General features: G+C 42.0%; 1 protein-coding gene and 1 pseudogene. Both read left to right on the top strand.

Going from position 1 to position 1194, the window contains the following annotated elements:
• The coding region (locus J5224_RS28860) for a PP2C family serine/threonine-protein phosphatase (RefSeq protein ID WP_264628522.1) at nt 1-629 on the top strand (629 nt) is incomplete at its 5' end.
• 2 nt (nt 630-631) lie between these two features.
• Nucleotides 632-1194, top strand: a pseudogene (locus J5224_RS28865) (hypothetical protein); the annotation flags it as partial.

Here is a 1194-nt window from a genome sequence, read left to right on the forward strand (position 1 = left end):
TCTCAGATGGTGCGGGAAGTGCGGAATTTGGTGCATATGGAGCGTGGCTTACATGTCGTTTCTTAACCGTTCGCTTCAGAGAATGGTTACATACTAATTCTGATTTACCCACTACCGAAGAGTTAATTGATTGGATTGACGATTTACGCGACCTTATTTTTACTTTGGCTAATCGCAGAAATAGCATGCCTAGGCAATTTGCGGCTACTCTGGCAGCTGCTCTTATATCACCTGATGAGATATTGACGTTACACATTGGTGATAGTGCTATTGTTGGTAGAAAAGGAAATGAATGGGAGGCAATTTGTTGGCCAGAAAATGGAGAATATGCGTCCAGTACCTATTTTATAACAGACAGTCCAGAACCCCGCCTCAATTTACGACGTCAGAAAAATATGTATGATGCTTATGCCTTATTTTCTGATGGTGTGGGCGATCTTGCATTATCACAACATGAAAAAACGGCCCATCCTCGATTTTTTGAACCTATGATGCGCCCTGTAGATAATGCAACGGGTGAAGGTCGATTTATTCAGTTGTCAAATCAACTAGCTACATATCTTGGTAGCCCATCGGTTTGCGAACGTACCGATGATGATAAAACTTTGATCCTTATTTCAGGAAAGTAAGCATGCAGGAAATTGTTATAGGAAATGAGCGAGTTTCTGTTGCTAAGTTGGTTGGAAAAGGCGGTGAAGGTGAAGTTTATAAAATAAATGACCGCCCTGGAGTAGTGGTAAAAATATATAATGTCAACAGACGTTCCGAGCGTGAAAATAAAATTCGCGCTATGGTTGATATAGCGCTTTATAGTAAAACCGATCTGATAGCGTACCCCAGAGACATAGTAACCGATAAAACGGGTAAGTTTCTGGGCTTCGTCATGCGGTTTGTATCAGGTTACCATCCGCTACACGAGCTATATAGTCCTAAATCCCGCTTGCACCATTTCCCTAAAGCTGATTATCGATTTCTTGTTCGAGCAGCGCTAAATGTAGCTCGAGCGGTAGGTAAAGTGCATCAAGATGGTGGAGTAATAGGAGATTTGAACCATTCAGGTGTATTGGTGGCTCAGGATGCAACCGTTGCTCTGATTGATGCAGATAGTTTTCAGTTCTATTTAAAGGGTATTATTTATCCTTGTGTCGTCGGCGTTCCTGATTTTACCCCTCCCGAACTTCACGGTAAAAATCT

The organism is Candidatus Symbiopectobacterium sp. NZEC135, from assembly GCF_025962695.1.